The sequence below is a fragment of the Nocardia puris genome, from assembly GCF_036051655.1.
GTDB classification, from domain to species: Bacteria; Actinomycetota; Actinomycetes; order Mycobacteriales; family Mycobacteriaceae; genus Nocardia; species Nocardia puris.
Map to the genome: position 1 here is coordinate 1,398,690 of NZ_CP107943.1, position 19,621 is coordinate 1,418,310.

The 19,621-nt window shown below is 70.1% G+C and carries 21 protein-coding genes; 8 read left to right on the forward strand and 13 right to left on the reverse strand.

The features are described from left to right. Positions 1 to 658 precede the first annotated feature (658 nt). From OHB21_RS06145 to OHB21_RS06165, 5 genes are all read right to left on the reverse strand, one after another. A complete protein-coding gene (locus OHB21_RS06145) occupies positions 659 to 805 on the reverse strand; it encodes a hypothetical protein (RefSeq protein ID WP_157115822.1) in 147 nt (48 codons plus the stop codon). Positions 806 to 1,014: 209 nt separating this feature from the next. Then, the gene (locus OHB21_RS06150) at positions 1,015 to 2,253 is read right to left on the reverse strand and encodes an NAD(P)/FAD-dependent oxidoreductase (RefSeq protein WP_067507719.1); all 1,239 of its coding nucleotides are present in this window, start codon (positions 2,251 to 2,253) and stop codon (positions 1,015 to 1,017) included. Further along, positions 2,250 to 2,435 (reverse strand): rubredoxin, encoded by a 186-nt coding sequence (locus OHB21_RS06155; protein WP_067507721.1) that lies wholly within the window; start codon positions 2,433 to 2,435, stop codon positions 2,250 to 2,252. Before OHB21_RS06155 ends, OHB21_RS06150 begins: the two co-directional genes overlap by 4 nt. After that, positions 2,432 to 2,617 carry a rubredoxin gene (locus OHB21_RS06160; protein WP_067507723.1) on the reverse strand — a complete coding sequence of 62 codons (186 nt, stop codon included), beginning with the start codon at positions 2,615 to 2,617 and terminating at the stop codon, positions 2,432 to 2,434. Before OHB21_RS06160 ends, OHB21_RS06155 begins: the two co-directional genes overlap by 4 nt. Then, complete coding sequence (locus OHB21_RS06165; protein ID WP_067507725.1) at positions 2,617 to 3,834, reverse strand: alkane 1-monooxygenase; 1,218 nt, start codon at positions 3,832 to 3,834, stop codon at positions 2,617 to 2,619. Before OHB21_RS06165 ends, OHB21_RS06160 begins: the two co-directional genes overlap by 1 nt. Positions 3,835 to 4,000: 166 nt before the next feature. On the opposite strand from OHB21_RS06165, the gene OHB21_RS06170 reads away from it, so the two are divergent. Further along, entirely contained in the window at positions 4,001 to 4,609 is a 609-nt protein-coding gene (locus OHB21_RS06170) for a TetR family transcriptional regulator (RefSeq protein WP_067507728.1), read from the forward strand. Positions 4,610 to 4,652: 43 nt separating this feature from the next. Here the strand turns inward: OHB21_RS06170 and OHB21_RS06175 are convergent, their stop codons facing one another. After that, positions 4,653 to 6,056, reverse strand: a complete 1,404-nt coding sequence (locus tag OHB21_RS06175) for an ATP-binding protein (RefSeq protein ID WP_067507732.1) — start codon at positions 6,054 to 6,056, stop codon at positions 4,653 to 4,655. 406 nt (positions 6,057 to 6,462) lie between these two features. On the opposite strand from OHB21_RS06175, the gene OHB21_RS06180 reads away from it, so the two are divergent. From OHB21_RS06180 to OHB21_RS06190, 3 genes are all read left to right on the forward strand, one after another. Beyond that, complete coding sequence (locus OHB21_RS06180) at positions 6,463 to 7,701, forward strand: APC family permease (RefSeq protein ID WP_198161716.1); 1,239 nt, start codon at positions 6,463 to 6,465, stop codon at positions 7,699 to 7,701. 67 nt (positions 7,702 to 7,768) lie between these two features. Continuing rightward, the gene (locus tag OHB21_RS06185; RefSeq protein ID WP_324192185.1) at positions 7,769 to 9,109 is read left to right on the forward strand and encodes a serine hydrolase domain-containing protein; all 1,341 of its coding nucleotides are present in this window, start codon (positions 7,769 to 7,771) and stop codon (positions 9,107 to 9,109) included. 88 nt (positions 9,110 to 9,197) lie between these two features. Next, positions 9,198 to 9,803 (forward strand): TetR/AcrR family transcriptional regulator, encoded by a 606-nt coding sequence (locus OHB21_RS06190; RefSeq protein WP_067507740.1) that lies wholly within the window; start codon positions 9,198 to 9,200, stop codon positions 9,801 to 9,803. A gap of 241 nt (positions 9,804 to 10,044) precedes the next feature. On the opposite strand, the gene OHB21_RS06195 is transcribed toward OHB21_RS06190, so the two are convergent. Both OHB21_RS06195 and OHB21_RS06200 read right to left on the reverse strand, forming a co-directional pair. After that, on the reverse strand, positions 10,045 to 11,079 hold the full coding sequence (locus OHB21_RS06195; RefSeq protein WP_195126161.1) for an aspartate-semialdehyde dehydrogenase: 1,035 nt from the start codon (positions 11,077 to 11,079) through the stop codon (positions 10,045 to 10,047). 3 nt (positions 11,080 to 11,082) lie between these two features. Continuing rightward, positions 11,083 to 12,348, reverse strand: a complete 1,266-nt coding sequence (locus tag OHB21_RS06200) for an aspartate kinase (RefSeq protein ID WP_067507746.1) — start codon at positions 12,346 to 12,348, stop codon at positions 11,083 to 11,085. 165 nt (positions 12,349 to 12,513) lie between these two features. Between OHB21_RS06200 and OHB21_RS06205 the strand changes: the two genes are divergently transcribed. After that, the gene (locus OHB21_RS06205) at positions 12,514 to 12,927 is read left to right on the forward strand and encodes a YjbQ family protein (RefSeq protein ID WP_195126160.1); all 414 of its coding nucleotides are present in this window, start codon (positions 12,514 to 12,516) and stop codon (positions 12,925 to 12,927) included. Between the two features lie 3 nt (positions 12,928 to 12,930). Here OHB21_RS06205 and OHB21_RS06210 read toward each other — a convergent pair whose 3' ends face one another. Continuing rightward, positions 12,931 to 13,506, reverse strand: coding sequence for a dihydrofolate reductase family protein (locus OHB21_RS06210; RefSeq protein WP_195126159.1), 576 nt, complete (start codon positions 13,504 to 13,506; stop codon positions 12,931 to 12,933). A 72-nt stretch (positions 13,507 to 13,578) separates the two neighbouring features. Here OHB21_RS06210 and OHB21_RS06215 point away from each other — a divergent pair, with 72 nt between their 5' ends. From OHB21_RS06215 to OHB21_RS06225, 3 genes are all read left to right on the forward strand, one after another. Then, positions 13,579 to 14,148, forward strand: a complete 570-nt coding sequence (locus OHB21_RS06215) for a TetR/AcrR family transcriptional regulator (protein WP_067507754.1) — start codon at positions 13,579 to 13,581, stop codon at positions 14,146 to 14,148. Positions 14,149 to 14,177: 29 nt separating this feature from the next. Next, entirely contained in the window at positions 14,178 to 14,369 is a 192-nt protein-coding gene (locus OHB21_RS06220) for a DUF1918 domain-containing protein (protein WP_067507757.1), read from the forward strand. A 154-nt stretch (positions 14,370 to 14,523) separates the two neighbouring features. Further along, positions 14,524 to 14,979 carry an SRPBCC family protein gene (locus tag OHB21_RS06225; RefSeq protein ID WP_067507760.1) on the forward strand — a complete coding sequence of 152 codons (456 nt, stop codon included), beginning with the start codon at positions 14,524 to 14,526 and terminating at the stop codon, positions 14,977 to 14,979. A 48-nt stretch (positions 14,980 to 15,027) separates the two neighbouring features. Here OHB21_RS06225 and OHB21_RS06230 read toward each other — a convergent pair whose 3' ends face one another. The 4 genes from OHB21_RS06230 to OHB21_RS06245 all read right to left on the reverse strand — a co-directional run bounded on the left by OHB21_RS06230 (position 15,028) and on the right by OHB21_RS06245 (position 19,609). Continuing rightward, on the reverse strand, positions 15,028 to 15,873 hold the full coding sequence (locus tag OHB21_RS06230; protein WP_067507764.1) for a hypothetical protein: 846 nt from the start codon (positions 15,871 to 15,873) through the stop codon (positions 15,028 to 15,030). Positions 15,874 to 15,958: 85 nt separating this feature from the next. Further along, a complete protein-coding gene (locus tag OHB21_RS06235; RefSeq protein WP_228791683.1) occupies positions 15,959 to 17,560 on the reverse strand; it encodes a GMC oxidoreductase in 1,602 nt (533 codons plus the stop codon). Between the two features lie 125 nt (positions 17,561 to 17,685). Beyond that, positions 17,686 to 19,362, reverse strand: coding sequence for an alpha/beta hydrolase (locus OHB21_RS06240; protein ID WP_407675165.1), 1,677 nt, complete (start codon positions 19,360 to 19,362; stop codon positions 17,686 to 17,688). Positions 19,363 to 19,429: 67 nt separating this feature from the next. Further along, positions 19,430 to 19,609: a DUF1272 domain-containing protein gene (locus OHB21_RS06245; RefSeq protein ID WP_195126157.1), complete on the reverse strand. Its 180-nt coding sequence runs from the start codon at positions 19,607 to 19,609 to the stop codon at positions 19,430 to 19,432. Positions 19,610 to 19,621: the final 12 nt, after the last annotated feature.

Consider the following 19,621-nt stretch of genomic DNA (forward strand, 5'->3'; position numbering starts at 1 on the left):
AGCTACGCCGATGCGATGGCGACAGCCATACATCCGCCGACACGGACTCGGGCGCTCCATATACGCATCGCGACGTGGGAGTTTTCGCTCCATATACGCGTTGATCCGTCACCGGGGCGAGGGGGTTCGGTGATCATTCACTCCGGACACGCCGATGCACGCGACACGCGTAATCGGCAGTGGCGCAATAGAAATCAGCGATCGATGTGGAGACACCTCCTGCCGAGGGGCCGTGGACCGTGGTCCAGACACCGCGCCCAGGGAGGAGGTGGTGGGGAATGGGGAAACATCGCCGGAAAAAGCGAGATGCCCCGGTCGACTACGGCTTCGTTCTTTCGATCGTCGTCGTAACCGCCGGGGCCCTCGTCCTGATCCGCCGGGTGCGGGCTAGGTGACCCACCGGGTGGAGCGTCGTCACCAGCGGCGCTCCGCCCTCCCGGCATCACATAGGTGACGGGATCGAGTGTACCTCCGGCTCCGCCCGCCCTCGCAACTCCGACACGATCCCCTCGGCGTGCCGTCCAGCGTGTCGCGATGGTGACACGGCCGTCGCCCACGCCCCTGCCCGAGGCGACGGCCGGTGCCCACCCTCGATCGGATGACGCACGCGGCGCGCCGCCATCCGGTCCGATGCCGTGCGGCCGAATTACGCGGCGGTTCAGGGGAACCCGGATGTGCGCGCCGACCGCGCGGAGATCTCGCACGCACCCGTCGGCGGCGAGGTCGTCACCCGCACGCACGCCCGGTCGACAGCGAGGTTGTCGCTCGCGCGCACGCCGGCGGCGAGGTCGTCACCCACGCTCATGCCCGATCGACGGCGAGATCGGCGCCCACGCTCACGCCCGGTCGGTGACAAGGTCGGCGCCCACGCTCACGCCCGATCGACAGGTGCGGTTGCCGCTCCCGCGCACGCCTCGTCGGTAGCACGGTCCTCGCCCACGCTCACGCCCGATCGACAGGCGAGGTTTGCCGCTCGGGCGCACGCCCCGTCGGTGGCGAGGTCGGCGCACGCGCTCACGCCCGGTCGGCAGCGAGATCGTCGTCGGAGGCGACCGCGTCGGCGAGCGGGACGGATACGTCGGCCGCGCGGGTGGGGTCCAGGACCGCGCGGCGGGCGATGAGGGGGCGGGCGGCGCGCAGGTCGGCGGGGCGGGCGAGAGCGACCGCACCGGCCAGCCTGCCGTCGCGCAGGGCGAGGACCGCGAACTCACCGCTGTCCACGCTGCCGCGCACGACGAAGTCGTCGCCCGGCTGCCAGCGGCCCGCGAACTGGAGGTTGCGGCCGTACTGGGTGGACCAGCCCCACGAAACATCCGGTCGTGCAGGGGTTTTGCCGAGCATCGAGCGCGCGGCGGCCGCGCCCTGGGCCTGCGCGCCGTTCCAGTGCTCGTCGCGCTCGTACGCGCCCAGCTCCGGGTCGAAGCGGTTGGCGACGTCGCCCGCGGCGAATACGTCCGGCGCGGACGTGCGGTAGTGCTCGTCCACCAGGATGCCGTTGCCCACGGCCAGGCCCGCGACACTCGCCAGCGCCGTGTCGGGCGCCGAGCCGATGGCGATCAGCGCCGCCGCGGCTGACCAGTTGCGGCCGTCGCGGGCGAGCGCCGTCACCCCCGTCTCGATCCCGTCGAGGCGGTCCAGCACCACCTCGTCGTGGATCTCGACGCCGTTGTCCGCGTGCAGGTTCCGGTAGTAGTCGCCGACGGCGGGCGGCGCGATCCGGTCCAGCGGCGCCGGTCCGGCGTGCACGATCGCCACCCGCACGCCGAGCCCGCGCGCCGTCGCGGCCACCTCGCACCCCACCAGGCCGGCGCCGACGATCAACAGCGAACCGCCCGCGATGATCGCCTCCCGCAGCGGCGCGACATCGGCCGCGCCGCGCAGGGTGTGGACGTTGCGCTGCGGGCCCGGCAGCGATTTGGCCCGCGCGCCGGTGGCCAGCAGCAACCGGTCGTAGCCGAGCGACTCGCCACCGGCGAACCGCACCCGCTTGGCGTCGACGTCGACGGCGTCCACCCCGCGCCCCAGCAGCAGATCGACCTCGAGGGAGCGCCAGGAGTCGGCCGGCTCGAGCAGCGTCCTGCGTTCCTCGGCGGTGCCCGCCAGCAGTTCCTTCGACACCATCGGACGGCGGTACGGCAAGCCCCGCTCCGCGCCCACCAGCACGATCTCTCCCGTGAAGCCCTCGGCGCGCAGGGTTTTCGCGGCCGTGGCACCGGCGACGCCCGCGCCGACGACGATGATCCGTTCGGTCATGCGCGGCTCACCTCGACCATCTCGAAATCCGCTTTGGCCGCTCCGCAATCCGGGCAGGACCAGTCGTCGGGGATGTCGTCCCAGCGGGTGCCGGGCTCGATGCCGTCCTCGGGCCAGCCCAGCGCCTCGTCGTACTCGAAACCGCATTGCACACAGCGGAACAGCTTGTAGTCGGTGCTCATCGGGTTTCTCCTGTCGCGAGCGAAACGGGCTGGAAGTCGAGCTTCTCGCGGACGCCGCAGTCGGGGCAGCACCAGTCGTCGGGGATCGACGACCAGGCCGTGCCGGCCGGAAAGCCTTCGCGGGGAGCGCCTTTCGACTCGTCGTAGACGTAGTCGCAAATGGGGCAGACGTAGGCGGACATCAGCGCACCCCGTGGGCGGCCAGCACCCGGTCGCGCTTGCCGGGCTGGATGTTCACGCGGGTGATGTCGCCGTTGTAGTGCGCGAGCACGCGGTGGTCCATCACCTTGCGCCACAGCGGCGGGAAGTAGGCCAGCGTGATCATGCTGGCGTAGCCGCTGGGCAGGTTCGGCGCGCCGTCCATGCTGCGCAGCGTCTGGTAGCGCCGGGTGGGGTTGGCGTGGTGATCGCTGTGGCGCTGCAGGTGGTACAGAAAGATATTGGTGACGATGTGGTCGGAGTTCCAGCTGTGCTCCGGGGTGCAGCGCTCGTAGCGACCGGTCGCCGTCTTCTGGCGCAGCAGGCCGTAGTGCTCGAGGTAGTTCACCGTCTCCAGCAGCGAGAACCCGAAGACGGCCTGGATCAGCAGGAACGGCAGCACGCCGACGCCGAACACCGCGACCAGGGCGCCCCACAGCACCACCGACATCAGCCAGGCGTTGAGCACGTCGTTGCGCAGCGTCCACGGGCTCTTGCCGAGCCGGGCCAGCCGGGTCTTCTCCAACTCCCACGACGAGGTCAGGCTGCCCCATACGCTGCGCGGCAGGAAGGCCCAGAAGGATTCGCCGAAGCGCGAGGTGGCCGGGTCCTCCGGGGTGGCGACGCGCACGTGATGGCCGCGGTTGTGCTCGATGTAGAAGTGGCCGTACAGGGTCTGGGCGAGGGTGACCTTCGACAGCCAGCGCTCCAGTTCGTCCTTCTTGTGGCCGAGTTCGTGCGCGGTGTTGATGCCGACACCGCCCATCACGCCGATGCTCAGCGCGAGACCGATCTTCGACAGCAGGCTCAGCCCGCCGTCGACGCCCAGCCAGGACAGGTCGGAGGCGGTCCACAGGTAGCTCGCCAGCACCAGGCTGATCAGCTGGAACGGGATGTAGGAGTAGACGCAGTAGCGGTAGTACTTGTCGTTCTCCAGCGCCTCCATCACCTCGTCGGGCGGATTCTGCCCGTCGGGCCCGAAGAAGCGGTCCAGCAGCGGCAGCAGGATGTAGAGCAGGATCGGGCCGATCCACCACCACACCGGCGAGACGGCCTGCCAGCCGAGCTGATTGAAGCCCCAGACCAGGCCGAGCGCGACGATCAGCGCGGTCGGCGGGATGAGGCCGAACAGCCACAGGTATCGCTTGCGGTCGCGCCACTGGACGGCCTGGTCGGGCGCTTCGCTTCGAGATGTCGTCATGTCTTCTCCTCGGATTTCCCGGCGGGGACGGGCCCGCACCGCGGGGGGGCGGTGGGGCCACCGGTCGAGCACTTTACAAATCGTGCAGCTGTGTCCAATTGGAATACACATCACACAAAATTGTCAATAGTGGATACAAAAGTGGCACGTGTGTACGATCGAGGGCGTGTCCGAAACGCCGAACTTCCACGCCCGGATGCGCTCGTTGCTGCGCGAGCGGATCATCGAGACCGCGCGCGACGTCGTGTCCACCGAGGGCTGGGGCGCGGTGAACATGTCCCGCCTGGCCAAGGACGTCGGCGTGAGCAGGCCAGTGCTGTACAAGGAAGTCGGCACCAAACAGGAGCTGGCCGATCTCGTCATCCGCAGCGAGGTGGAGACCTTCCTGGTCGGTATCGACGACAGCTTGGCCGCGCACCCGGACGACCCGGTGGCGGGCGTGATCGCGGCCGCCGGGTACGCGCTGCGGGCCGCGGCCGACAACACGCTGATCAAAGCGGTGCTCGCGGGGCGTTCCGAGGCCGACACCGCGCTGCTGCCCACCCTGATGACCGATCCGGAGCCGGTGCTCGGCCGGGCGCTGGCCGCCCTCACCACCGCCGTGCGCACCCGCTACGGACTGACCGAACTCTCCGACGAGGACCTGTCGGCGCGGGTGGAGAGCGTGGTGCGGCTGACGCTGAGCCACCTGTTCCAGCCGCTCGGCTCGGTCGAGCGCGCGCTCGAGCAGATCTCGGTGGTGGTCGTGAGCGTGCTGGGGCCGGTCACGGTCTGAGACCGGTGGCGCCGCACGTGTTCATCCGGATGGAGGCACGCCGTCAGCGCAGGCGCCTGCGTTTCATGTAGAGCGCCAGTTCGTCGTAACTGCCGTCGCCGTTGGCGAATTCGACCACGTTGCGGGCGGAGTCGAACCACGCGCCCGCGCTCGGCCCGATCTCCGCGAGGGCCGCTTCCAGATCCGCCATGCCGACCGGGCGGACGGTGCCGGTGCGGATCGATTCGGCCATGGCCAGCTGGGTGGCCGAGGTGCACACGTGCGCCAGGTCGGCGCCGGAGAAGCCCTTGGTGCGGGCGGCGAGCGCGCCCAGGTCGACTCCGGCGACCGGACGGTCGCGCAGGTGGTAGTGCAGGATCGAGTGCCGGGCGGCGCGGTCGGGCAGGGCGACGAGGATCATCCGGTCGAAGCGGCCGGGGCGACGCAGGGCCACGTCGACGTCCCACGGATGGTTGGTCGCGCCGAGCACGTAGACGCCCTCGTTGTCCTGGGTCGCCGAATCCATCTCGGTGAGCAGCTGATTCACCACGGTGCGCATCGTCGCCGACCCCGACATCTGGCTGCGCCGGTGGCCGAGGGCGTCCAGCTCGTCGAGGAACAGCACGCAGGGCGCGTTGCGGCGGGCCACCTCGAACACGCTGTGCAGATTGCGCTCACTGGCGCCGGTGTAGATGTCGAGGATGTCGGCGATCTCGATCGGATAGAAGTTCGCGCCGAGCTCGCCCGCGACCGCGGACGCGATGAACGTCTTGCCGCATCCGGGCGGGCCGTACAGCAGCAGCCCGCCGCGCGCGGACGTACCGAAAGCCTTGGCCAGCCCCGGGTTTCGCAACGGGCCGAGGAGGGTGAGATCGAGCTGTCGCTTGACCTCCTCCATGCCGCCCACGTCGGCGAGGGTCACGCGGGTGCGCGAGAACAGTGCGGCGTCGCCCTCGGCGGCGTAGGCGGTGGGGCCGCTATCGACGAACGCGGGCTCGATGATGCCGGCCACCTCGCTCTCGGCGGCGGCCCAGTCGTAGCCGGAAGGATCGGCGGGGTGGCCGGACGCGGCGGAATCCTCTTCGCGCGCGGGAACATCCGCGCGCCCGACGCCGTCCGTCGACGCGCGATCGCCGGACGCGGAGGTCCGAGCTCCTCCGGCCCCGACCGCTTCACCCTGCGGGCCGACGGCCCCCGTTGGGTCGGGAGTGCCCGGCTGGTCATCGGACGCAGCGGAATCCGAGTGCCCCGCAGCCGGATTCGCCAGGGCGGCGGTGCTGCGCTGGAGCAGCTCGACCACCTTCGCGTTGCCGGGCTCCTGGGTGAGGGCCGTGCCGCAGTGCGCGATGGCTTCGGCGTGCCTGCCGCGTTCGGCGAGCAGTTCGATGACGTGCAGGCGCAGCGCGAGCACGTCGGGGCTGCGCTCGACGGCGGCGAGCATCTCGGTGAGCACCGGATCGGCGGTCATTGGGTCCCCCTCCTCTGACGAAACAGCTGCATCCTAACGAGCGCCGCCGACGAACTTCACCCCGTTTCTCGCGGGAAACACCAGGCGCGCCGGGTGATCGCGCCCGTGGCAACGCGCCTTCGAATCGGCCGGGCATCCCCGCCCGGTGACAGGCGCCACAACTGGACAACGGAATAGTTCCGGACGGACGGTCGTTGATCCCCACTGTCGGCGTCCGGACAGCCCCGGGCCGCACCCTTTGTCGCTTCGAGCGACCACTCGCCGAGAGGCGCTTGTGGGACGTCGACACCCCTAGTCGTGACGTTGGCGTGACGTCCGGCGACTCAGCGCCGCCAGGTAAACCCCCGGACCTGGCGGCGTTTCGCATGTCGCGCGCCGTTCACCGAAACAGGCCAGGATGCACGACATGGCAAACCCGCACGCCCTGCGCCGCACCCTCGGACTCACCGACTCCGTGGTGATCGGCCTCGGGTCCATGATCGGGGCCGGCATCTTCGCCGCGCTCGCTCCCGCGTCCGCCGCCGCGGGTTCGTGGCTGCTGCTCGCCCTGGCCCTGGCGGGTCTGCTCGCCTACTGCAACGCGACGTCCTCGGCCCGCCTGGCCGCGCTCTACCCGGTGTCGGGCGGAACGTACGTATACGGGCGCGAGCGACTCGGGCCGTTCTGGGGGTATCTCGCCGGGTGGGCGTTCGTCGTCGGGAAGACCGCGTCGTGTGCGGCCATGGCCCTCACGATCGGCCACTACGCGTGGCCCGAGCACGCCCGGCCGGTCGCGGTGGCGGCGGTCGCGGCCATCACCGCGTTGAACTACGCGGGCGTGCGGAAATCGGCGCTGGCCACGCGGGCGATCGTCGCCGCCGTCCTGATCGTGCTGGGCGTGGTGGCCGCGACCGGGCTCGCGGGCGACCACGCGGCGGCCGGCGCGCTGCCGGATCGAATCGGTCCGCTCGGCGTGCTGGAAGCGACCGGCCTGCTGTTCTTCGCGTTCGCCGGATACGCGCGCCTGGCCACCCTCGGCGAGGAGGTGCGCGATCCGCGACGCACCATCCCGCGCGCGATTCTGCTCGCGCTGGCCCTGAGCCTGGCGGTGTACGCGGTGGTCGCCGTCGCCGCGCTGCTGACGCTCGGTTCGGCGGGCCTGGCCGACGCGGCCGACCCGCTCGCCCAGGTCGTGACGGCGGCGGGGGCTCCGGAACTCGCGCCGGTGGTGCGGGTGGGCGCGGTGCTCGCGGCGGCGGGTTCACTGCTGGCGCTGATCCTCGGCGTCTCGCGCACGACGCTGGCCATGGCGCGCGACCGTCATCTCCCGCACGCGCTCGCGGCCGTGCACCCGCGATTCGGCGTGCCGCACCGCGCCGAACTGGCCGTGGGCGCGGTGGTGGCCGTGCTGGTGGCGTTCTTCGATCTGCGCGCGGCGATCGGGTTCTCCTCGTTCGCGGTCCTCGTCTACTACCTCGTCGCGAACATCGCCGCGAGCACACTCACGGCGACCGAGCATCGGCCGGCCCGCTGGATCCCGGTGCTCGGCGCTGCGGGCTGTGGCATCGTCGCCCTGTCGTTGCCGCCGGCGGCCGTGGTGAGCGGGCTCGCGGTGCTGGGTGCGGGCGCGATCGGCTATGCGATCCGCCGCGGCCGATCCGGTTGAGCAACTGATGGATACCCATTTTCCGTACCCGCAACTCCCGGGGAACAGGGCGCGATAACCTCGTGCGGTGCGCTGCTTGCTGGCCGGTTTCACGGTGTTCTCGCTGCTCCTGGGAGGGGCTGTGGCGGCATCGGCGGGAGCCGAGCCGGTGACACCCGCGCGGTGCGAGGTCCAGACGGGTCGCGAGCCGCAGCGGGCAACTCCCGAGCAAGCGGGATTCGACGCCGACCGGCTGGCGGCGGCGCTGGCCTTCGCCGACGGCCGCAACCGGCTCAATATCCAGGTGTTCCGGCACAACTGCCTGATCGGCGAGGGCCCCGACAACGCGCGGACCGGCGGCGTCGCGTGGAACGTGTGGAGCGGCACCAAGAGCGTGGTGGCCCTGCTCGCGGGCATCGCGTCCGACCGCGGCCTGCTCGACGTGCACGCACCCATCGACGCCTACCTGCCCCCTGGCCTCGGTGATGCCGCCCGGCGCGCGATCACGGTGGAGAACCTGCTCACCGAGTCCTCGGGGATGCAGGCCTCCTCGGTCGCCGAGGGGCTCACCGCGATCGTCCCCCTCGACCCGAACAGCGCGGTGCAGGCGCTCGGCGTGCCGCTCGAGCATCCGCCCGGGACCGAGTTCTCCTACAGCCAGCGCAACGTCGATCTGCTGGCCTGGGTCATCGAGCTGGCCGTCGGGGAGCCGTTGCAGCAGTTCGCGCAGCGCGAGCTGTTCGACCCGCTCGGCATCCGGCGCGGCGACTACTACTGGGCGCGCGACCGCTCGGGCAACACCTACGGCCACGCGCACCTCTACATCCCGCCCGACGACTACGCCAAATTCGGCCTGCTCGTCGCGGGCGAGGGCCGCTGGGCCGGGCGGCAGGTGGTCTCCGAGCGCTACCTGCGCCAGGCGCTGACGCCGTCGGCCACCAATTCCTGCTACGGCTACCTGTTCTGGCTCGGGTCCGACTGCACCGCGGCGGCGGGGTTCCTCCCGGACCGGACCTACCGGATCTCCGGACTCGGCATGCAGGACGTCTTCGTGCTGCCCGACCTGGATCTGGTGGTGATGTGGACCGGCGCGTTCGGCAACGTCAGCGCGTACGGGCCGACGGGCGTACTGGAGAACACCTCGGAGCTGCCGCACGAGTTCTTCCGCAGGCTTTTCGCCGCACTGGTCGACAACCCGTTTCCGGACCCGGGCCCCTACCCCGAACCGGTGCCGGACGACGAGCCCGGCGATCTGGTGGACCCGAACCTGCTGCTCGCCGTGTTCGGGCTCGGCACCGCGGCCTATCCGGGCTGTGATGTGTTCTCCTGCTTGAACACTCGGCTCGTGCCGCCGTTCGCCGACGCGCCGCCCGGCTGCTACCTGGTGGCCTGCCTCGGGAACGACCCGCGCACGCCGGGTATCCGCTGACCTAACAACTCCTTGACAAATCATTACATTTGTCAAACTCTGGTCTGATGGCCCGCTGCTTCGCGGCCGTCGACCGAACCGGCGCCGCATGATCACCAACCCGCTGCGCCGGCTCCCCTACCCCGACGCCGCACGGGGACTGTTGCGCACGACCGTGCTGACCGTCGTCGACGAGTTGGTGCGCTCCGACGGCTGGGCCGCCACCAGCCTCTCGGCCATCGCCCGCGCCGCCGGGGTGAGCAGGCAGACCCTCTACAACGAATTCGGCAGCCGCCGCTCCATCGCCGAGGCCTACATCGTGCACCGGCTGGACGGCCTGCTCGACATGGTCGCCGAGCGCGTCGACGGCGACGACCTGGCCGACACCCTGCGCGAGGCGTTCGCGCGGTTCTTCGTGCTCGCCGACGAACCCCTCATCCAGACCGCGCTGGCCGCCGACAGCGTGGAGGTCATGGCGTTGGTGCGGGTCACCAACGAGCGCGCCACCACCCGCCTGGCCGAGATTCTGCGCACCGTCGACCCGGGCCTCACCGACCGCGACGCCCAGGTCTACGCCGACGCGATCGCCCGCACCGCCGTGACCCACGTGGTCGCACCGACCGTCGGGGCGGACGAGGCGATCGACCGGCTGACCCACCTCGCGCTGGCACTGGTCACACCGCGCCACACACCGGTCCCGGCGGTGCGCACCTGATCCCATGGGCCCCGCCCGGCCACCGTTCGGGCCGCGCCCTGGACCCCGTCGCCACGGGGAACAGCGGCGCACCACCCACCGGCACGCACCTGCCCCCGGCACGACCGCATGGTGCGGGACGCCGGTTCACCCGGCGACCATGTCCGCACCGGCCTGACCAGCTTCACAGATCGGCACTCACATCGCCCCGCAATACCGAAGGCCGCCGGAACGAATTCCGGCGGCCTCCAACAGGTTTCGCTCAGCGCTCGCTGAGCAGCACCTCGGCGATCTGAATGGTGTTGAGCGCGGCGCCCTTTCGCAGGTTGTCGCCCGACACGAACAGCGCGAGCCCACGGCCGTCCGGCACGCCCGGGTCCTGGCGGATGCGGCCCACCAGCGACTCGTCGATGCCCGCGGCTTGCAGCGGCGTCGGCACCTCGACCAGCTTCACACCGGCCGCGGCGCCCAGGATCTCCCGCGCGCGCGCCACCGAAAGCGGTTGCACGAACTCGGCATTGATCGACAGCGAGTGCCCGGTGAACACCGGCACGCGCACGCAGGTGCCGCTCACCGCCAGCTCGGGCAGGCCGAGGATCTTGCGGCTCTCGTTGCGCAGCTTCTGATCCTCGTCGGTCTCGCCGGAGTCGTCGTCCACCAGCGAACCCGCCAGCGGGATCACGTCGAACGCGATCGGAGCCACGTACTTGTTCGGCGCGGGGAACGCCACGGCGCTACCGTCGTGCACCAGCTTCTCCGCGTCGTCCACCACGGCGCGCACCTGCGCGGCCAGCTCCTCCACGCCGGCCAGGCCCGAACCCGACACGGCCTGGTAGCTGGAGACGATGAGCCTGGTCAGGCCCGCCTCGTCGTGCAACGGCTTGAGCACCGGCATGGCGGCCATGGTGGTGCAGTTGGGGTTGGCGATGATGCCCTTGACCAGGTTGCGGGTGGCCTCGGGGTTCACCTCGCTCACCACCAGCGGCACCTCGGGGTCCTTGCGCCAGGCCGAGGAATTGTCGATGACGGTCACGCCGGCCGCCGCGAACCGCGGGGCCTGCACGCGCGACATGGTGGCTCCCGCCGAGAACAGCGCGATGTCCAGGCCGGACGGATCGGCGGTCTCGGTGTCCTCCACCACGATCTCGCCGCCGCGCCACGGCAGCGTCTTGCCCGCCGAGCGGGCCGAGGCGAAGAACCGCACCTCGTCGGCGGGAAAGTCGCGCTCCTCCAGCAGTTTCCGCATGACGGCGCCGACCTGACCGGTCGCGCCGACGACGCCTACCCGTACACCCATGGCTTATCGCCCCGTTCCGGCGTGCACCACGGCCACCTCGTCGCCGCCCAGATCGAAGGCGCGGTGCAGCACCTTCACGGCGTCGTCCAGTTCGGTGTCCTTGACCAGCACCGAGATCCGGATCTCGGAGGTGGAGATGAGGTCGATATTGATGCCCGCCTCGGCCAGCGCCTCACAGAAGGTGGCGGTGACGCCGGGGTGGCTCTTCATGCCCGCGCCCACCAGCGACACCTTGCCGATGTGGTCGTCGTAGAGCACCTGCGCGAAACCGATCTCGCCCTGCCGCCGGGTGAGCATCTCCACCGCGCGCGCGCCGTCGGTCTTGGGCAGGGTGAAGGTGATGTCGGTCTTGCCCGTCTCCACCTTGGAGATGTTCTGCAGCACCATGTCGATATTGATCTCCGCGTCGGCGACGGCGCGGAACACCTTGGCGGCGTAGCCCGGTTCGTCGGGCAGCGCGACCACGGTCACCTTGGCCTCGCTGCGGTCGTGCGCGACGCCGGTGAGGATTGCTTTCTCCAAGGGGATGTCCTCCATCGATCCGTAAACGTAGGTGCCCTGCTTGTCGGTGTAGGACGAGCGCACGTGCACGGGCACGTTGTAGCGGCGGGCGTACTCGACGCAGCGCAGCATCAGCACCTTCGAGCCGCAGGCCGCCATCTCCAGCATCTCCTCGTAGGAGACCTGTTCCAGGCGCTGCGCGTCGGCGACGATGCGCGGGTCGGCGGTGAAGACGCCGTCGACGTCGGTGTAGATCTCGCAGACGTCGGCCTCCAGCGCCGCGGCCAGCGCGACGGCGGTGGTGTCGGAGCCGCCGCGGCCCAGCGTGGTGACGTCCTTGCTGTCCTGGCTGACGCCCTGGAAGCCCGCGACCAGCACGATCGTGCCCTCGTCCAGGGCTTCGCGCAGCCGGCCCGGCGTCACGTCGATGATCTTGGCGTTGCCGTGCGCGCCGGTGGTGATCACGCCGGCCTGCGAGCCGGTGAACGAGCGGGCCTCCGCGCCCAGCGAGTGGATGGCCATGGCCACCAGCGCGTTGGAGATGCGCTCGCCGGAGGTGAGCAGCATGTCCATCTCGCGGGCGGGCGGTGCGGGCGCGACCTGCTGGGCGAGGTCGAGTAGTTCGTCGGTGGTGTCGCCCATCGCGGAGCAGACGACCACCACGTCGTGCCCCTGCTTCTTCGTTTCCACGATCCGTTCAGCGACGCGCCGGATGCGCTCGGCGGTGGCCACCGAGGATCCTCCGTACTTCTGAACAACGAGAGCCACGACAGGGTCCTCCAAGATCGACAATCAGCAGGTAACAGCCATAGAGACTACCGGCCGGACTCCGCCGCTCCGGTGACTACCTCCCTGACCTGTGGAAAAGCACACAGGCGCACGCGCTCTCGATTGAACCGGCGCGTCCGGGCAACGCGCGCGAAGATAGAGGACATGAAGAGCACACTCGTCGCGGTCACCACCGGACGGCGCGAAGTAGTGCACGACCTCACCCCGGCCTGCGCGCAGTTCGCGCGCGAGTCCGGCGGCGACGGCCTGCTGCACGTGTTCGTGCCGCACGCCACGGCGGGCGTGGCGATCATCGAACTGGGCGCGGGCAGCGACGACGACCTGCTCGCCGCGCTGCGCGAACTGCTGCCCGCCGACGACCGCTGGCGCCACGCGCACGGCTCCCCCGGACACGGCCGCTCGCACGTGATGCCCGCCCTCATCCCGCCCTACGCCACTGTGCCCGTGCTGGGCGGCGAACTCATGCTCGGCACCTGGCAGTCCATCGCGCTGGTCGACCTGAACGTGGACAACCCCGAGCGCTCGGTGCGGCTGTCCCTGCTCACGAACGGGTCGTGACCCTCAGGCACGGGTGAACCAGGTGACCTGGGTGCCGTCGGCGAAGTCCAGGCGCCGGGTGGGCGTGAACCGCGTCGGGTCGAAGCCGCCGGTGAACGCGCGGACGCCATCGCCCGCGACCACCGGGTAGCCCTTGACGACGAGCGCGTCGATCTCCCCGAGCAGCTGACCGGCCAGGTTGCCGCCGCCCGCCAACCAGATGTCGAGCCCTTCCTCCTTCTTCAACTCGCGCACCAGCCCCACCGGATCACCGGGGACCAGCTCGACCGACGGATCGGCGATCTCCCCCAGGCTGCGCGACACGATGTACTGCCGCATGTGCGCATACGGGCTGGTCACGCCGATTTCCAGCGCCGGATCGTAGGTGCCGCGTCCCATCACGAGGGTGTCGAAGTGCCGGTTGGGCGCGCCCTCGGGGATGCCGAAGTACGGGCGTACGTGGGTCGGCAGCGTCTCCGGATAGTCGGCCCGGAACCACTCCTTCATATCGTCGCCGACCGGGTAGAAGTCGACCTCCCCGCCCGGCCCGGCGATATAGCCGTCGATCGAAACGCCGACGAAGTAGACGAGCTTTCGCATGCGGACCACCTTTCTCGCACTACTCTGTTTGTAGTGATTTGAACGTAGTACTACAGATGGAGTGGTGTCAAGATGCGGACGAACCCCGAGCGCAGGCGGGCGCTCATCGATGCGGCGATCGAGGTGCTGGCGCGCGACGGTGCGCGCGGACTGACGTTCCGCGCGGTCGACAAGGAGGCGGGCGTGCCGACGGGCACGGCCTCCAATTACTTCGCCAACCGCGACGACCTGTTCACCCAGGTCGGCAGTCGTTTCTACGAACGCCTCGAACCGACCGAGGCGATGATGACCAAGATGACCGACGGGCCGGGCACCCGGGAGAACCTGATCGAGCTGATGCGCGAGGTGGTCGGACGCCTGGAGGCCTTCCGCACCGGCTACCTGGCCATGCTCGAACTGCGGCTGGAGGCCACGCGCAGACCCGAGCTGCGCGCGGTGCTCACCGAGCGGGTGCGCGCCGATCTCGACTTCAACATCCGCAACCACATCGAATCGAACAACCCGGGCGACACCGATACGGTCAAGCTGCTCTACCTCGCACTGAACTGGCTGATCGTGGACCGGCTGACGCTGCCGGAGATCATCGACGCCGCCGAGAGCGAGCGGCTCATCGAGGTGGCCGTGCGCCGACTAGCCTTGTGACCCAGGTCACTACATTCGATAATGGGCCGATGATGGCGAACATTGGAGACCGACTGCTCGTCCACGGACACGTGGTGGGCGAAATGGATCGACACGCCGAGATCATCGAGGTCCGCGGACCCGAGGGCGGCCCGCCGTACCTGGTGCGGTTCGACGACGGCCACGAGTCGCTGATGTACCCCGGCCCCGACGCCGTGATCGAGCACCCGACCGCCGACTGAGACCCGCGCGGGCCGCGAGATCACCCGCGCACACAAGTTGCCGCGTGGTAGCTACCACGCGGCAGTTCGCGCACCATAGACCGCGTTGTTGACGGATGGGAACGGCGCTGGGCAGAATCGGCGAGTTGATCCACCGGGGGCGCGGAGGTACTGCATGCGCACGAAAACCGATATCCGTTTCGCCGTGGAGGCGAGCCCGGCCCAAGTACTCGACGCCGTCGCCGCGATCGACATGCTCCCGGAATGGTCGATGTACCAGGACGCCCGCGTGGCGACCCGCGACCGGGCGGGCCGCCCGCACCGCGTGTACGTCACCGCCGACGTGCTCGGCAGCCAGGATCTGCAGGTCCTCGAGTACGAATGGACCGCCGACCGCGCCTCCTGGCAGGTCGTGGACTCCTCCCGCGGCATCCGTGGCGGCGGCTGGTTCGAGGTGAGCGAAGGGCCCGAGGGCACCGAGGTCTGGTACCACGCCGAACTCCATTCCCGCATACCCCTGCCCGGTTTGTTGATGAAACGAACGGTGCAGCGCTGGAACGAAACCGTCGTGCAGAACTTCATCGAATTCGCCGAAAGTTATCCAGAAACCGAGAAATACTCTCCGGTATAGCCGTAGCGCATCGTAGCGATAGCTCATGCGCATCATCGAGCACGCTCGCTAGGGCAACGGCTTGTCGTTGGAGACCAGGTAGCGCACGGTCTTCTCGACGGGCGGCGGCCCGTACGCCGAGGGTTCCACGCGCACGCCGCCGCGCACCGCGTCGCGGATCTGGTCGACGTTCTCCCGGATCATGTCCGAGACCAGTTCGTCGGTGCGGGGGTCGTCGAGCACCTGGAACACGATGCGGAACGTGGTGTCGGCGACCAGCCGGATGATGTCGTCGTGGAACGGGACGTACTTGACCTTCCCGGCCTGCGGGTCCTTCTTGATGAGCTCGAGGATCATCTCGTCCATCTCCGCGCGGTTCTCCTCCAGCGCGGCGGCGATATTGCGGGTGTAGTGACCGGTCCGCAGCACGTGCGCGACCTCGTCCAGCACGGCGATCGTGATGGGCCGCTTGATCACGTCCACGATGGTCCCCACGAACCGGTTCACGATGGCCGCCGTGATCCGGTCGCCGAACACGCGGTCGGCGATGCGGCCCAGGCGTACCAGGATCACCACGATGCGCAGCAGCCGGAAGCCGCGGAAGATCGGGCTGGTCACCGGGATCATGCCGAGCACTTCGTACCAGTAGACGAACGGGAACGTCCACGGCCAGCCGGCCCGGCGCCACCGCCAGAGGAACTCCGCGGCGAACACCGCGCAGATCGACACGTCGGCGATCACCACGGCGCGATAGGTCTGCTCGGAGACGTCGAAGAAGGTGATCCACAGGATCAGCCCCAGCGACGCCACCGCCAGCGCCAGCATCGCGAAATCGGTCCACAGCGCAGGCGGCTTGCGCGGGTAGTCCGTCGCGGTTGGCGCCGGTCCGAATTCGTGTTCGGTGGGGACAGACACGGATGGATTTCCCTTCGACGCCGGCGTCGGATCGAGCGTAGTCGTCCACCCCCGCCGATGTGGCCGACCCGCACGGGATTTCGCGTCAGCGACCGGCGCGGATGATCTGCTCGATATTGCGCTCGGCCAGCGCGGTGATGGTGAGCGACGGGTTCACCGTGCCGGTGCTGCCCGGGATCGCCGCGCCGTCCATCACGTAGAGGCCGGGGTGACCGTGCACCCGCCCGTACCCGTCGGTGGCCTTACCGAGCACCGCGCCGCCCAGCGGATGCGCGGTGAACAGGGCGTTGGCGTCGTAGCCGAGCGCGCTGTACTCGACCAGCGCCCCGGCGCGTTCGGCGATCTTGCGGTCCACCGCGCGGGCCGCGGCCACCACCTCGTCGCGGTTGCGCGTCGGCCAGGACAGCCCCACCGCGTCGCGCCCGGCGTCGTAGCCGAACCGGGTGCGGGCCGGGTCGAGCACCATGCCCAGCGAGGCCATCGCGCCGGTTTCGAAGGGAATGCCCGGGATGTACCAACTCTCCAGCGTCACCGGCACGTTCGACTCGTCGAGGATGCGGCTCGCGCTCGGCACGCCCTGTCCGAGCCCGGCCAGCGAGCTCGCACCACGCGCCAGCACCACGTCGCCGTTGGTGCCCCAGCCGTCGCCGATGTGCTCGTTGAGGTTGCCGAGCGCGCCGGTGGCCTGGGCGCGGACCAGCAGCTCCGAGGTGCCGACGGACCCGGCCCCGAGGAACAGGCGGTCGCAGGTCAGGGTGCGCGTGCCGAGCACGTCGCCGGTGGGCGCGAGTTTGGTGACCGTGACGGCGTAGCGGCCACCGCTCTCCTGTGCGATGGCGTCCACGCGGTGGCCGGGGAAGATCGCCGACTTCCCGGTCTCCTGCGCGAATTTCAGGTAGTTCTGGTTCAGGTCGAACTTGGCGCCGTTGGAGTTGCCCAGGTTCGAGCGCGCGGCCGTGGCCGAGGGGCGGCTCTGCCCGGCGAGTTCTGCGCGCAGCACATCCCACCGGAAGATCGAATCGTTGGCCAGCGGTTCGTATCCCGCCTTGCGCACCTGCTCGTCCCAGGCCCGCGAATGGGTGAACGGCGAGGAGCCGTAGATGTCGGCGGGCATAGTGCTCAACCGCAGCATCTGCCGCACGCGCGGGTAGTAGACGCGCTCGAGTTCGTCGTAGGCCACCGCGCCGTGGAAGACCTCGTCGAAGAATCGGCGCTCCGGGGCGACCATCGCGCCGGTGAAGATCACCGAACCGCCGCCGACCGCCGCCGCGCGCCACACGTCGATGCCGGGGTACTCGGTGCAGTCGAGCACACCGCCGAACTTCGCGAAGCTCATCGGCACCTTGGTCACGCCGGTGAACGACGTGCGATGCCAGAAACCGCGCCCGTCGGGCAGGTCGTCGCCGGTGAAGATCTCCCGCCATGGGTCGTTCGGCCAGCGCGAACCGCGCTCCAGCACGGTGGTGGCGACCCCGGCCTGTGCCAGGCGCAACGCGGTGACGGACGCGCCGAAACCGGAGCCGACGACGATCGCGGGCGAATGCTCCGGCGCGTCGGGGATCGGGGCGAAGATCTCCGGAACCCAGTCGCGGAACAGCCCGTGCCAGATCGGATCCGCCGCCGCGGGACGCGCACCGAACGCCGACCCCGCCGCGCCGACGAGCGCCGCCAAACCCGCGGCCCTCATGAAGGCACGTCTGTGCACCGGCCACCTCCCTCATCACGCATGGCCGAGCGCAGAATAGCGCGCACGACCCGGCGGCGGCCACACACTGTGAAACGTCACCGCGTGGACCGTCGAGCTCCGTGTGATCAGGAGTCGAACGGCTCGCTCTCCGCGTTACAGGTCGCGCCGGGCGCGGGCAGTCGCAGATCGACCAGATAGCGCTCGCGCAAGTGCCGTACGCAGGCGCCCGCGGGGCTGTGGCCGTACCCGTCGTTCACCACGACGAGCCTGGCGTTGACCATTTCCTGCTGGGCGGCGCGCGCCAGCTCGACCGGGGTGGCCGGGTCGTAGCGGTTCTGGAGCAGCAAGGCGGGCTTGTCGGAGCTCAGCGTCCACGGGCCCGTCCAGCGCTGCGGGTAACCGCCCTCCGGATCGGGCCACGCCGCGCACGCCTGCCGACCGTAGAACCAGAACGATCCGTAAAACCTTGCGCTCGAGTCGATTTCGTCGACGATCCCGGGCCAGTCGCCGGGCGCGAAGGGAAAGCTGTTGTCGGCGCAGGAGATCGCGAGGAACGATTCGAGGAAGTCGAACGTCAGCATGCCCGCGCCGAGCACCTGCTCGACCGCCGCGGCGTCACCGCGCGGGCCCGATTCCAGCTCGGTCAGCAAGGTGGCCAGCGCGGGCCAGCCCTGTTCGGGGTCGTAGAGCAGCATCGCGTGCGCCTGCGCGGCGTCCACGTAGGAGACCGGCACGGCGTTCTCGCCCTCGCCCACCGTGATCGGCCCCTCGCGCAGCCGGGCGAGCAGCGCCTCGTCCCTGGCACGCAGACCCTCGGCGGCGGTGTTGTCGACGGGCGGCGCGGTGGTCGTGGTCCACTCGGGGCTCGTAGGCGCGGCCGAGCCTGCCTTGTCACCGCGTTCGGGCGACGGCCCGGTGAGTTCCGAACGCCCCGGGTCGGCGAACGAGCACCGCTGCGCGCCCGCCTCGGCACACCGGCGGAAGAACTCCGAGCGCACCTCCTCGGTGCCCGCCGCGATGGTGGTGAGCATGGCGCGCGTGTCGTCGGTGTAGGTCTCGGGGTCGATCATCGAGGTCAGTTGCAGCGCGCGCACCCGGTCGGGGAACAGCGCGCCGTACACCTCGCCGAGGTAGCTGGCGTAGGACCCGCCCGCGTAGGTCATCTGCTCCGCCCCCACCGCGCGGCGCAGCAGGTCCATGTCGCGGGCCGCGTCCACGGTGGTGAGGTACGGGAGCAGCTCGCCGGAGTGCTCGGCACAGCCCTGCGCCAGGGCGCGGCTGTTGCGTTCGGCGGCCGACTCCTGCTCCGCGTTCGCGGGCGGGATCATCGCCGACAACCAGAAGCGTTCCTGCGCGGCGTCATCGGCGAAACAGCGCACCTGCGAGCTGCGGCCCACACCGCGCTGATCGAAGGTCACCACGTCGAACCGCTCGCCGATCTCGCCCTCGAACAGCCTGCTGTCGCGCGCCGCGTCCACCCCGGAACCGCCCGGCCCGCCGACCGCCGAGAACAGCGTGCCGATGCGGCGCTGCTGATCGGTGGCGCGCTGGCGGACCACCGCCAGCTCGATCGTGGGGCCGTCGGTGCGCGAATAGTCCAGCGGCACAGTCGCGGTCGCGCACTCCGACTCCGCCAGGCCCGCCTCGGCGCAGGGCGCCCAGTCCAGGCGGGGCGTCGGCGCGGCGTCGGCCTGCGCGACCAGCTCGGCGACCCGCGACTCGTGACCGGTCGGAGCGGTGCAGCCCACCAGCACGGGCGCCGTCGCCGCGAGCACGATGAGGACGAACTTCCACCTACGCACGGTCACCATCATCTGCGGCGGGCCCGCCCGGCGTCATCATCCTCAATGAGGACATCGACCCCGAGGTTCACCCGGCGACCCGGCGTGGGCGCGGCACGAGCTCGCCGGAACAGTTGGGGCACACGTGCCGCAACGCGCGGTCACACGCCGGGCAGAACGTGCATTCGTAGCTACAGATCACGGCCGCGCCGCTGTCGGTCACCGCCGCCGCGCAGCGTTCGCACACCGTGCGCATCTCCAGAGCCATGGGTTTCTCCTC